Here is a 13,202-nt window from a genome sequence, read left to right as displayed (position 1 = left end):
TTCGGGTTCCATTTTAGTACCTTTGTGCAAATTTTCAACACCTAAAATCAGCACTATGGGTAAAGGTTTTTTTCAAGTACCAACCGCAATCAATGAACCGATAAAAAGCTATGCGCCAGGCTCTCCTGAACGAGAAGCGGTATTAAAGCAATATAGCTCCTATTATAACGGCACCGTAGAGGTACCGATGTATATCGGCAAGAAAAAAGTCAAGTCGGGCAAGACAAAGCCCATGTCACCGCCACACGATCATAAACACAAGGTCGGCACCTATCACCTTGCCAATAAATCTCACGTATCGGATGCTATTTCATCTGCCTTAAAAGCACGTGATGCATGGGCAGATCTGACTTGGGAACAACGTGCGGCTATATTTTTAAAGGCTGCCGAGCTCATTGCCGGACCTTATCGAGCCAAAATCAATGCGGCTACCATGATCGCCCAATCAAAAACCATCCACCAGGCGGAAATAGATGCCGCATGTGAGTTTATCGATTTCTTGCGTTTCAATGTGGAATACATGTCCCAGATTTATGAAGAACAACCCGATTCTGCCGAAGGTATTTGGAACCGTGTGGAATACCGGCCCTTAGAAGGTTTCGTGTATGCCATTACTCCGTTCAACTTCACGGCCATAGCCGGAAACCTGCCGGCCAGTGCGGCCATGATGGGCAATGTTGTCGTTTGGAAACCTAGTGACAGCCAGATTTTCTCCGCAAAAGTCATTGTTGATATTTTCAAAGAAGCCGGACTACCTGATGGCGTTATCAATGTGGTATATGGAGATCCCGTCATGATTACCAAAACGGTATTGGACAGTCCCGATTTCGCCGGAATCCACTTTACGGGCTCCACACATGTGTTCAAGGAACTATGGAAGCAAATCGGAACGAACATCCATAAATACAGGACATATCCTAGAATAGTAGGGGAAACCGGTGGAAAAGATTTCATTATCGCCCATCCTTCTGCAAAACCAGAGCAGGTTGCTACAGCTATTACACGAGGAGCATTCGAATTCCAAGGACAAAAATGTAGTGCTGCCTCTCGGGTATATCTTCCAAAATCAAAAGCAAATCGCATTCTGGATTTGGTAAAGAAAGATGTGGAATCATTTAATTCACCTGGGTCACCGGAAGACATGTCAAATTTCATCACAGCGGTCATCCATGAAGGTTCCTTTGACAAATTGGCCAAATACATTGATCAGGCCAAAAAAGACAAGAAGGCAAAAGTATTTGCTGGTGGAGGATACGATAAATCAAAAGGGTATTTTATCGAGCCTACTGTTATCGTTACTACAGATCCAAAATACACCACTATGGAAACCGAATTGTTCGGACCAGTGGTTACGGTGTACGTCTATGATGATAAAGACTGGTCAAAGACATTGAAGTTAGTTGATTCCACCTCTGAATACGCTCTTACAGGAGCGGTTTTATCAACGGACAGATATGCGATCGATGAAGCGACGAAGGCATTGCAAAACTGTGCGGGTAACTTCTATATCAACGATAAACCGACAGGTGCGGTCGTAGGCCAACAACCCTTTGGGGGTGCCAGGGCATCAGGTACGAATGACAAAGCTGGGTCAGCGCAGAACCTATTGCGATGGGTCTCGCCGCGATTGATCAAAGAGACTTTCGTAACTCCTGAAGACTATAGATATCCGTTTTTAGGATAGTACAAACTGAATGAAATGGAGTATTAGGGCGCAACCAATTGGGTTGCGCCCTATCTATTTAAAAATTAAGCGATGAAAACGGTTGTATGTATACTCCTCATAAGTGCATTCTTTCTCGCATGTTCGGGCAAAGGCTCTTCGACCAATGCCGCATGTGGAGTTGATAATCCCATTGAGGATTTGGCGTGGCTGAAAGCCTATGTTGATGAAACAGAGGATAGCTCGGAGGAATTATCCAGGTATTTATACGTACTAAAAGGTATCTACAACGAAGAAACCGTCTTTATTTTTGACAATTGTTGCCCTTTTTGCAATACGATTGTGCCCGTTTATGATTGTGAGGGTAAATCTCTAGGCTTCCTGAACGATAAGGTCAATCGATCGGAAATCAAGCATACTGAAATCATATATCAACCGGATAATTTTGCTTGCTCTACCGATTAGGTGCCGTATTTTTACAAAAGACCGATATTCTTCAAGAGACGTCTTTCAAAAGGTTCTTAATTTCACTACTTTTGAAGGTACCGTTCAATTGTACGGTAGCTATCACTCTAAATACTAACACAATGAAAATGAAATTTTTAGCAGCGTTGGCCCTCGTAGGGTTTGCGTTTACGACACAAGCACAAGACAATTTAGCACAGAGCACGATCCAAGCGGTATTGACTGGAAATCAAGCACAAGTGGTTCAACTGGCGGAAGCCTTTTCGGAAGAACAGTACGACTGGAGACCCATGGAAGGGGTTAATTCAGTTGGGGAAGCCTTAATGCACGTGGCAGGGGCAAATTACTATCTGGCTTCAAAAATGGGATTTCCTCCACCTGAGGGAGTTGACATGATGAAATTAGGAGAAGTAAAGGGCAAGGAAAATATTATTGCCGCACTGAAAAAATCCAATGAATTTGTTTTGGCAAAGATCATGGAGGTAGAAACCGGAGCACTCACGGAAGAAGTGGATTTTGGTTTTGCCAAAATGAACAAGTTAGGCGGCTTATTGGCCATGATGGAACACAACGGAGAGCATAAAGGACAATTGATTGCCTATGCCCGCTCCAACAATGTGGTTCCACCTTGGAGCAAGTAAAGACTTTAATATAATCTTTTTCGAAAACCTTCTGTTATCATAAATCAGGAGGTTTTTTTATGCAATGTAAGTACTATAAATTCGTTAAATCGATAGTAAGACCCGCTCAATACAGGTTTATGATGCCCAGATTCACCATGAAGACGTTTCTTAAAATACTTTTTGCACCACTTTTGTGGTTGCTGCACGCCTGTAGCCCCTTGGGAAATCCCGTTGATGAGGAAAAATCCGATAATCACTATTACAACAACAAAAAAACTGACATCCGTTATAGCCCCATGGGTAATTGGTTTGAACTTGGCAATGCTCCTATGCATGCCGATGTAGAGAGCTTTGAAGTACTCACCCGATTTATCAGTCGTGATAAGAACCGTGCCTATTTCAAAGAAGATGCCTTTGGTTCCGATCAAGTCGACCTCGGAAGTTTTTTTGTCAAAGAGGGCGGTAAAATGGCAGATATCGGTTTTGACAAATCACAGGTCTATGTCTTTACAAAGGTCTACGGAACCCAAAAGAAATCCCCTAAAATAACCATAGTGGAAGGCGCCGACCCAGAAACCTATGTGCGCACCGATTGGGATTGGGCCAATGACAGTAAAAACCATTTTTATCGCAATCAATTAATTTCCGTCGATTTCGATAGCTTTCAAACCCTGTCCGAAAGTTTCAGCAAAGACAGAGACAGCGCCTATTTTCAGCGAAATGGCTTTTTCAGTGCCATCGATGCAGATGTGAAGAGTTTCAAGGTACTGCACAAGTACTATTACGCGCAAGATAAGCATCATGTTTTCTATGCCGTCTTCGCCGAACAGGAAACCGATCCCGAATTACGCCAAATACCGATAAAAGATGATGAAAAAGTCGCCCTGTTGAACGAAGCCTTTATACAAATCGGTAATCAAATATACTTTGGCACCACGCCACTACAACTGGATGCAGCATTTACCGAGATCCTGAGCACCTATTACATCAAGGACAAAAGCAAGGTCTATTATCAAGACCGTTTGCTGGAAGATGCCGATGCCGAAACCTTTGGCACTATCGGGAAATACCAAATAGGGGATAAAAAAGGCCCTTTTAGAGCTGGGGAACGACTTGAAAAGAAAAAAAGCAACCAATAGCCCATACATACGTCTTCCAGGAAAGAAACCAAATGTACCATACACACCGAATCCTTGGAGCTCTCATATTTTGTTGCTTAATTTCCTGTAATGATACAGACGACACCGTAATGGCCGGTTGCGGCTTTGACAACCCCAGACAAGAACTACCCTGGCTCAAAGCACGTATTGATAGTATGGCACGAAGCACTTCGCCCGATATGGTCTACTGCTATGTCGTTCAGGGAACCTATGAAAACAGAACCGTATTTCGCTTTGAAGATTGTAACCCTGTAATCGACAAAGCAATTTTCACTCTCAATTGCGATGGCAATCAAATCGACTCCGACCAAGGCTTCACCTCGAGGCAAGACATCAAAAACCTAAAGATTATCTGGAAGCCGGAAAACTTTGCCTGTCCCATAGATTTTTGACTCTTTACCTACACTTCAAAGAATCTAAGGTAGGGGCTTAAAGACCTTTTCGCTGACGGCTTCCATACCTGCAGATTTAAGTTTTACCTTTGAATGCGTACAATGACCTATGCAACAAACCGAAAAATTTCGTGCTTTTTTCGTAGTACCGCCTGAGGTTCAATTGCTCGACCTCTCGGGCCCCGCCCATATCTTCTATGAGGCAAGAACCTACGGAGCACCTATAGAAAACTATTTCATTGGCCTGAATACCAGTAGGGAAGAACTGTCAAGCGCAGGGGTATCACTAGGAAGGTTGCAAGACTATCAGACCTTTAGCCTCAGTAGCACGGACTGGATTCTCCTTCCCGGTCTAGAATCGCATCTTTTGTTCGATAAAGCATTTGAAACCGGAAACCGGCCCTTTTTCGATTGGCTTAACACACAACACCGATCCGGTGCCAAAATATGTTCGGTATGTACGGGTGCCTATTTACTGGCTCAGGCAGGACTACTCGATGAAAGGGAATGCACTACCCATTGGAAGTATGTTGAAGATTTTCGTGCCCGTTTTCCAAAAGCCAAATTGCAAAAGGACCGCTTGTTCGTAAAAGACGAGCACATTTATACAAGCGCCGGAGTATCTTCAGGCATAGATTTATCTCTTTTTCTTTTAGAAGAATCGTTTGGACCCGATTTTGCTGCCAAGGTAGCCAAAGAGGTGGTTATTTATCTCAGAAGAACCGAAAAAGACCCGCAACTCAGTGTCTTCTTGCAATACCGAAACCATTTGGAAAACCGAATCCACACCGTCCAAGATCTGCTTGCGCAACAGTTGGAAAAGAAAAAAAATATCGAGGAACTAGCCGAATGCGTAACTATGAGCCCTAGAAATCTCACCAGACTTTTTAAAAAGACTACAGGTATTACCATAGGTGAATATCTGGAAAAGCTAAGAGTCGAAAAGGCCCTTTTATTACTTTCTAAAGGGTTCGATGTTGAATCAATAAGCCAAGAGTGTGGATTGAACAGTTCAAATCAACTCAGGGCCTTACTAAAGAAGCACACCCAAAAACTACCCTCGCAGCTGCGCCTCTAATGTCCTTAAGTTGCGCAAGAATGTCCTTTGACCACCTTTATTCGACCATTAGTTTTGTAAAAAATTTAACATGAGAAACATTATTGTCTCCTTGCTGTTGTTCGTTGCAACAGTCTTGACCGCCCAAGAAGTTCAAGTCGATCAACAGTATATATGTCCACCCTGCAATAGCACATGTGATACGAGTACCTATTCGAAACCTGGAGTCTGTAGCCACTGTAATATGGTGCTTGTTCGAAAAGACCTTTCAAAAACCATTGCCTTTTACTTGCAAGATGGTGTAGAAGTATTGGATTTTGCCGGACCTATGGAAGTTTTTGCGTATTCAGGCTACGAGGTTTTCACGGTATCGGAGCACAAAAAACCAATTCAATCACAAGGTATTTTGACCGTGCTACCGGACTATAGTATTGAAGATGCCCCAAAAGCGGATATCTTGGCTTTCTTCGGAGGCAATGCACAAAAAGCTTATAAGAACCCCAAAGTAGTGGAATGGGTACAGAAGCAAACCAACATTCAATATCATTTCTCCGTTTGCACAGGGGCTTTTGCGTTGGCCGAAGCTGGTATCCTAGACGGTCAGGTCGCGACTACCTTTCACAATGCCCTACAAGGACTCAGGGAGAATTACCCAAAAGTCGATGTTCGGAGCAATGTACGTTTTGTCGACAATGGCAACGTCATTACCACTGCAGGCATTTCGGCCGGTATCGATGGTGCCCTACACTTGGTTGCCAAACTCCAAGGTATTAATGCGGCCAAAAGAACGGCATATTATATGGAATACGACAATTGGGGTATGGATAACGGGTTAGTTCTCTCTGGTGACAATCCGTATACAGAAAGAATTTCGATTGAAGATTTGAAGACATACACAGGTTCGTACCAATATAAGAATGAGGCTACCCTGAGCCTTGAGCTAGATTCAAAAGGACAATTGTACGCGATGGTCGACAATACAGTATACCCAATCTATTATGAATCGGAGGACCTATTTTCAGATGTGGGTGGAGAACCTGTCTTTTTTAAAAGAAATAGCACTGGTAAGATTATCGGATATGCCCTGACTTCCGAAGGCAAGCTCTTCAGAAAACTGGAATAAAGGGGTTATCCTTTAAATTTTAACGGTAGGTACACCACCTTTTTTGTCGCAAAGAAATCTTCTTCAAAATAGTCGGCCAGATCAAAAATTTCGGCAGTCTTATATGTCTTTAATTCTTCGTCCAGATCACCTCCCTTTAAGTACAGAATTCCGTTTCGTCTTTCGTGTACCGATTCCTTTTTAATCTTTCCCTTTACCCAAAACGTAAAGGTAGGCATAGCTGCAACGGCCCTGCTTACAATAAAATCGAATCGGTCGTTCACTTCCTCCACTCTAGAATTTATGGGGATAACATTTTTAATTCCGAGACCGTCAACAACTTCCTTGACCACTTTGATTTTCTTACCTATGGAATCTACTAGTGTGAAATGGGTCTCCGGAAATAGGATGGCCAACGGAATACCAGGAAAACCACCACCGGTACCCACATCCAAGACCGTACTTCCGGCCTTAAATCCCTGCACTTTGGCTATCCCCACAGAATGCAGCACATGTCTGAGGTACAACTCGTCGATATCCTTGCGGGAAACGACATTTATTTTCAGGTTCCAATCTTGGTACAACGCCTCTAACTGACAAAACTGCGTGCGTTGCTCTTCGTTTAGATGGGGAAAATATTTGAAAATTATTTCTGCATTCATCGAACGTTCCTTATTCGACAAAAATAGTATATTAGATGCTGTTAAAATTTAGCTTTTTAAGAAAGCTTTCAAACCATTTTAGGCCATTGGCCCTATCTTTACCAAAAATTTGTAATCTATGGATTCTACCAATATCCGATTTTCAAGAAAAGATTCCGCTCAATTTTTTAAAACCCTGAACAAAAGGGTAAACGATTATTTCAAGGAAAATAAAATCAAAAAAACGGGAAACTGGAAATTGCACTTGAAAACGATTGTCATGTTCACCATGTTCTTGGCGCCCTACTTTTTAATATTGACACTTGGTCTTCCAATTTGGGCCAACCTCATGTTGACCATTGTTATGGGCGTGGGCATGGCCGGAGTTGGAATGAACGTCATGCACGATGGAAATCACGGCTCGTACTCCAACAAAAAATGGATCAACAAACTAATGGGTAGTAGCATTTACATTCTAGCTGGCAACGTGTACAATTGGCAGGTACAACACAATGTATTGCATCACACCTATACCAATATTCATGAGCATGATGAAGATATGGAAGCCGGTCGGATTTTACGTTTTTCAAAGCATGCCGAATGGAAAAAACACCATAAGTTTCAACATTTTTACTCTGTTTTCCTATATGGCCTACTCACCTTCAATTGGGCAATTACGACTGATTTTCAGCAAATGTACCGCTACATGAAGCGTAAACTGAGCTACGGAAAACTCCCTAGTCCAGTTGTTAATTGGAGCACCTTGGTCATTACCAAATTGCTCTACATCACCATTTGGATCGTGCTTCCTTTGATTTTTGTGGACATGGCCTGGTGGATGATTCTTTTAGGCTTCTTTATTATGCACTATGTTGCCGGGGTCATTCTGAGTGTTGTCTTTCAATTGGCACATATTGTACATGAGGCTGAGACCCCCTTACCGGATGAAGGCGGTAATATGAAAAACACTTGGGCAATCCATCAATTGTTCACCACAGTGAATTTTGGCACCAAGAACAGGATTGTCAATTGGTTTACCGGTGGATTGAACCACCAAGTAGAGCATCATATTTTTCCGAATATCAGCCATGTGCACTACACAAAGATTTCGAAAATCGTAAAGCAAACGGCAAAGGAATTCAATCTGCCCTACCATGAATACAAGACCACGCGAAAGGCTATTATTTCCCACTTTCAGCATTTAAAGGAATTGGGCAAGCGTCCAGCACTTCAGTATTGATTTTAGCTTTCAGCAAAAAATTATGGAAACCGTCAAGCATGCTTGGCGGTTTTTTAGTCTCAAGCTCTTTCCCTAAAACAAGGTTTCAACACAATGTGATTAAATATTGTAGAATACCTTCTTTTCTTGCTTGAAAGAATAGCAAAAGTTTTAATTTTGAAATCGAAAAATCGAGGCTTGGACCAAAAGTTTCCGCAGAACGGCAAAGGGTTTGTTCATGATGACAAGGAATCTATTGAGTTTGAGAAGATTTCCGCCTTTGCGGAAATAAAAATTTAACGTAACTAAAATGAGCAACCAACTTTCGGACAGAATCAACAGTGTCACTCCTTCGGCAACCCTTGAAATGGCGGCTAAAGCCCGTGAATTAAGAGCAGCAGGAAAAGATATTATCGGGCTCAGCCTTGGTGAACCCGATTTCAACACCCCCGACTATATTAAGGAGGCCGCGATACAGGCCATAAAAGATGGTTATAATTCCTATACACCGGTAGACGGTTATGTTGAACTGAAAGATGCCATCATTACCAAGTTCAAACGGGATAACAACCTCACCTACGAACTTCCACAACTTGTAGTTTCCACAGGGGCAAAGCAAGCCCTTTACAATGTAGCACAAGTAGTTTTGAACAAAGGGGACGAAGTCATCCTACCTTGCCCCTATTGGGTCAGTTACAGTGATATCGTCAAATTGGCAGATGGTGTGCCCGTAGAAGTACCTACGTCAATCGAGAATGATTTTAAAATGACTCCCGAGCAATTGGAGGCGGCCATTACGCCTAAGACCAAAATGCTGTGGTACAGTTCACCTTGTAATCCTAGTGGTTCTATTTACAGCAAGGAAGAATTACGTGGCCTTGCCGATGTACTTCAAAAACACCCACAGATTGTTGTGGTCAGTGACGAGATTTACGAACATATCAATTATGGCGTAACGCCACATGCCTCTATGGCAGAGTTTACCGACATGTATGAGCGTACGGTCACTGTTAACGGTGTGGCCAAAGCTTTCGCCATGACCGGATGGCGCATCGGTTATATCGGAGCTCCTGCATACATCGCACGTGCCTGTAATAAGTTACAAGGTCAAGTGACCAGTGGCGCCAATTGTATCGCGCAGCGCGCCGTGATTACCGCACTATTGGAGTCACCTGAACGCGTGCAGTACATGGTCGATGAATTCAAGGAACGACGGAAAATCATTTTAGGGCTGCTCAACAGCATCGATGGTTTCGTATGCAATGAACCAGAAGGTGCTTTTTATGTATTTCCTGATGTCACCGCCTATTTTGGGAAGACCTTCAATGGCACTATGATCAACAATGCTTCGGACTTTGCCATGTACCTCCTCGAGGCCGCCAACGTTGCAACCGTTACCGGAGATGCTTTTGGCAATGGCAACTGCATCCGTATTTCTTATGCCGCTTCGGAAAAGGAAATCAGGGAAGCCGTTTCAAGAATAAAGGCCGCACTAGCGTAGCTACGTAATTCGAAAAGCACTAATTCCTAAGTATACTCGGAAGCAACTAGAAAAGGTTGGACTTCATCTGGATTGATCGCCAGTCTGCAAGTATTCCACTGATCTATTCGTTTAGAGGCAAATTGTTATTTTTCGTTGTAACTTCCTAGTTATAAAGACAAACGCAATTCTTTAGCCGTGGAGCGGAATTTTATCATTCATCAAGAAGCCAAAACATATCAATGGTCGGGAGAATGTTATCTATCGATTAAATCTTTTCACAAAGGAAAAGCCGATTATGAAGTCAAACAACGGGCTTACGTAGTTGATCAAAAAAACTATCTTATCCTGAACGAATGCACTGCGTATCGATTGACCATTGATAGTAGGGAAACCACTGGCTCTTTCTGTGTATTCTTTTCTCCAGAATTCGTTGCCGAAGTGGTCTCGGAGTGGCATTCTTCAGATCGACAGATGCTAGATCAGAATCCTAAATCATATGGTGGCCTACGCCTTTTCGAACGGAACTACCCGCACCAAGGGCCGGTTTCCTCTTTACTCCACAGCGGAAGGACAAAATCAGAGGCAGGAATGTCGTTAATAGAGCAAGACGAATATTACCTTCGCCTGCTAAATGCAATTCTAGGCCAAAATTACCAAAGTCAAAAAGAAACCTATCGATTGCTTGCCAAAAAGGAATCCACTCGAAAAGAGATCTATCGCAGGATTATTTTCGTTAAGGACTATATCGATGCAAACTATCGGGAAGATCTTCGTTTAAAGGATATTGCCACGATAGGTCTGCTCTCGGAAAACCATCTTTTGCGTAACTTCAGTCGCTTTTTTGGGGCAACCCCTTTTCAGTATATTTCGCAAAAAAGAATCCAGGAAGCGCAACAATTGTTACTGCAAGGCGAAACCCCGATTAAGGATATTGCCATTCAAATAGGGTATACCAGTATGAGTAATTTCAGCACCTATTTTAAGCGGATGACGGGGATGTCTCCCAGTGAATTTCGAAAAAGGTGATATATAGTAACTGATTTTTACATCAGGTTGTTTTCTTTGAAGAAAAGATAGCAAAATGAAACTAGCGATTACCATCGTACTGTATGCCTTGGTCGGCCTCATACCAAAAACAGACAACATGATTGAACTACTGAAAAACCTTATTGAAAAAAATGAAGCGGAGAAAGCCATTGTTTTACTTGAAAAACGTCCTGAAATTCTGGATCTTGAGGATGAGAACGGTAGTTCTGGACTAATGATCATCGCCTACAGCGGAATGGGAGACGTCTTAAAAAAAGGCGTTGAACTCAAAAAAACCTTTTCCTTTTATGAGGCGATCGTGGTTGGCAAAACCGAAAATGTAAAGGGCTTCCTTGACCAATCCGCCTCTGAGATTTGTAATTCCCGTTCCAAGGATGGCTTCAGCCCACTATCCCTTGCGGCATTTTTCAATAGGACCGAAATCGCCAAATTATTGATCGAGCACGGTGCCGACCCAAATTTGGCAGCGACCAACCCTTCAAAAGTCAACGCCCTACACTCAGCGGTCGCCAGAGAGAATTATGAGCTATGCCTATTATTTATCGAGAAAGGTGTTCACATCAACGCGACACAGACCCAAAATGTGACCGCTTTGCATTCAGCAGTGCATCGTGGAAATCTTGAATTGACGAAACTTCTAGTGGAGAACGGCGCGCGCTTAGATTCAAAAATGGACAATGGAGATACGCCGCTGTCGATTGCCAAAAAAGAGGGGCATGCTCATATTGCCGAGTACCTAAGTACAAAGGAAAACTAAAAAAATTGTTCTCGCACTTAGGACATCACACCTTGGCCCTACTTTCTTTAACTCCTCCGCATACTCCAAAAATCAACCGGGATTTCGCATCCAATCCTGTTTTCGATCACTTGCAAGCCTTATATTTACGGTATATCTCCTAAATGACCGTAAAATGAAAAAACACATCTTAGTTGCAGTATTCGTTGTCGCCGGATGCTCCATCATGTTCGCCCAAAAAGATAAAAAAGACCTCATCGAAAGCATTGAGTCCAAAAAAGAACACTATTCAAAAATTGCCATGGAACTTTGGGAAAATCCAGAATTGGGATATCTCGAAGAAAAAAGTTCGATGCTTTTACAGACTGAGTTGGCGAAAGAAGGCTTTACCATAAATAAGGGAGTGGCCAACATTCCGACAGCCTTTACGGCCTCCTACGGTTCAGGTAGCCCTATTATTGGAATTCTTGGCGAATTCGATGCCCTTCCAGGGATGTCACAGGCAGCAACGCCCCTTAAGAAGCCTAGAATCGAAGGAGCACCCGGGCAGGCCTGTGGGCACCACCTTTTCGGCACAGGGTCTATGGCCGCAGCAATCGCGATCAAAGACTGGTTAAATGATTCCGGAAAATCGGGCACGATACGATTTTATGGTACCCCAGCGGAAGAAGGAGGGTCTGGAAAAGTTTATATGGTCCGTGCCGGTTTGTTCGACGATATCGATGCAATTGTTTCATGGCATCCTGGGGATGCGAACGCTTCAAACCCAAGCACCAATCTCGCCACCATTTCAGGGAAGTTCCGCTTTAAGGGAAATTCTTCCCATGCCGCGGCAGCCCCAGAGTTGGGCCGATCCGCTTTGGATGGGGTCGAAGGTATGAACGACCTGGTGAATATGCTGCGGGAACACACGACGGAGTCTACACGTATTCATTATGCAATTACCAAAGGAGGTGACGCACCGAATATTGTTCCGGCGGAAGCAGAAGTCTATTATATTGTGCGCCACGCCAATCGAGAAGAAGTGAAAGCGGTTTGGGATCGTGTCGTGAAAGCAGCGGAAGGCGCCGCCATCGGTACCGAAACCGCAATGACCTATGAAATCATCGGAGGCACCTATGACAGGCTTCCCAACGAAGCATTGGCCTCATTAATGCACACCAATATGAATTTGGTTGGTGGTGTCGCCTATAATGAGGAAGAATTGAAGTTTGCCGAAGAGATTCAAAAAACCCTTGAAACCAGAAAACCCCTGGCCAGTGCAAATACCGTACAACCCATGAAATTCACCTATGGTAAAGCGTCCGCGGATACTGGGGATGTCAGCTGGAATGCACCACTCGCGGCCATCAGGGCGGCTACTTGGGTTCCTGGCACACCACCTCATAGCTGGCAAGCCGTTGCCGCCGGGGGTACCTCCATCGGATCCAAAGGAATGCTGGTAGCGGCCAAAACAATGGCCTTGACCGCATTGGACATTTACAAGTCCCCAAAATTGTTAGATGCCATCAAGGCGGAATTTCAAGAGAGAAGAGGAGCCGATTTCAAATACGTCGCTTTATTGGGGAATCGGGAACCGGCCTTGGATTACCGCAAATAACGAGACCGATTTGT

Annotated in this window: 13 protein-coding genes; 12 read left to right on the top strand and 1 reads right to left on the bottom strand. The window is 43.6% G+C overall.

Annotated features, from left to right (window positions below; genetic code table 11):
• Positions 1-55: 55 nt before the first annotated feature.
• From pruA to ACKWCA_RS21240, 7 genes are all read left to right on the top strand, one after another.
• Complete coding sequence (gene pruA / locus ACKWCA_RS21270; RefSeq protein WP_413980264.1) at positions 56-1,684, top strand: L-glutamate gamma-semialdehyde dehydrogenase; 1,629 nt, start codon at positions 56-58, stop codon at positions 1,682-1,684.
• A 72-nt stretch (positions 1,685-1,756) separates the two neighbouring features.
• Complete coding sequence (locus tag ACKWCA_RS21265; RefSeq protein ID WP_413980263.1) at positions 1,757-2,128, top strand: hypothetical protein; 372 nt, start codon at positions 1,757-1,759, stop codon at positions 2,126-2,128.
• Between the two features lie 128 nt (positions 2,129-2,256).
• Positions 2,257-2,769, top strand: coding sequence for a DinB family protein (locus ACKWCA_RS21260; RefSeq protein WP_413980262.1), 513 nt, complete (start codon positions 2,257-2,259; stop codon positions 2,767-2,769).
• 119 nt (positions 2,770-2,888) lie between these two features.
• Positions 2,889-3,890, top strand: a complete 1,002-nt coding sequence (locus tag ACKWCA_RS21255) for a DKNYY domain-containing protein (protein ID WP_413980261.1) — start codon at positions 2,889-2,891, stop codon at positions 3,888-3,890.
• Positions 3,891-3,922: 32 nt separating this feature from the next.
• The gene (locus ACKWCA_RS21250; protein ID WP_413980260.1) at positions 3,923-4,303 is read left to right on the top strand and encodes a hypothetical protein; all 381 of its coding nucleotides are present in this window, start codon (positions 3,923-3,925) and stop codon (positions 4,301-4,303) included.
• 109 nt (positions 4,304-4,412) lie between these two features.
• A complete protein-coding gene (locus tag ACKWCA_RS21245; RefSeq protein ID WP_413980259.1) occupies positions 4,413-5,381 on the top strand; it encodes a GlxA family transcriptional regulator in 969 nt (322 codons plus the stop codon).
• Positions 5,382-5,451: 70 nt separating this feature from the next.
• Positions 5,452-6,483 carry a DJ-1/PfpI family protein gene (locus tag ACKWCA_RS21240; RefSeq protein WP_413980258.1) on the top strand — a complete coding sequence of 344 codons (1,032 nt, stop codon included), beginning with the start codon at positions 5,452-5,454 and terminating at the stop codon, positions 6,481-6,483.
• A 5-nt stretch (positions 6,484-6,488) separates the two neighbouring features.
• Here the strand turns inward: ACKWCA_RS21240 and rsmG are convergent, their stop codons facing one another.
• Positions 6,489-7,124: a 16S rRNA (guanine(527)-N(7))-methyltransferase RsmG gene (rsmG, locus tag ACKWCA_RS21235; RefSeq protein WP_413980257.1), complete on the bottom strand. Its 636-nt coding sequence runs from the start codon at positions 7,122-7,124 to the stop codon at positions 6,489-6,491.
• Positions 7,125-7,242: 118 nt separating this feature from the next.
• Between rsmG and ACKWCA_RS21230 the strand changes: the two genes are divergently transcribed.
• The 5 genes from ACKWCA_RS21230 to ACKWCA_RS21210 all read left to right on the top strand — a co-directional run bounded on the left by ACKWCA_RS21230 (position 7,243) and on the right by ACKWCA_RS21210 (position 13,188).
• Positions 7,243-8,343 carry a fatty acid desaturase family protein gene (locus ACKWCA_RS21230; protein WP_413980256.1) on the top strand — a complete coding sequence of 367 codons (1,101 nt, stop codon included), beginning with the start codon at positions 7,243-7,245 and terminating at the stop codon, positions 8,341-8,343.
• A gap of 289 nt (positions 8,344-8,632) precedes the next feature.
• Positions 8,633-9,823 (top strand): pyridoxal phosphate-dependent aminotransferase, encoded by a 1,191-nt coding sequence (locus ACKWCA_RS21225; protein ID WP_413980255.1) that lies wholly within the window; start codon positions 8,633-8,635, stop codon positions 9,821-9,823.
• Positions 9,824-10,000: 177 nt separating this feature from the next.
• Positions 10,001-10,831 carry a helix-turn-helix transcriptional regulator gene (locus tag ACKWCA_RS21220; protein ID WP_413980254.1) on the top strand — a complete coding sequence of 277 codons (831 nt, stop codon included), beginning with the start codon at positions 10,001-10,003 and terminating at the stop codon, positions 10,829-10,831.
• Between the two features lie 55 nt (positions 10,832-10,886).
• Complete coding sequence (locus ACKWCA_RS21215) at positions 10,887-11,609, top strand: ankyrin repeat domain-containing protein (protein ID WP_413980253.1); 723 nt, start codon at positions 10,887-10,889, stop codon at positions 11,607-11,609.
• A 154-nt stretch (positions 11,610-11,763) separates the two neighbouring features.
• Entirely contained in the window at positions 11,764-13,188 is a 1,425-nt protein-coding gene (locus tag ACKWCA_RS21210) for an amidohydrolase (RefSeq protein WP_413980252.1), read from the top strand.
• Positions 13,189-13,202 lie beyond the last annotated feature (14 nt).

It is taken from the genome of Maribacter corallii (genome assembly GCF_047345415.1).
Classification (GTDB): domain Bacteria; phylum Bacteroidota; class Bacteroidia; order Flavobacteriales; family Flavobacteriaceae; genus Maribacter_C.
The sequence above is the reverse complement of the archived record's forward strand: the minus strand, read 5'-3'. Positions and strand labels throughout refer to the sequence as shown.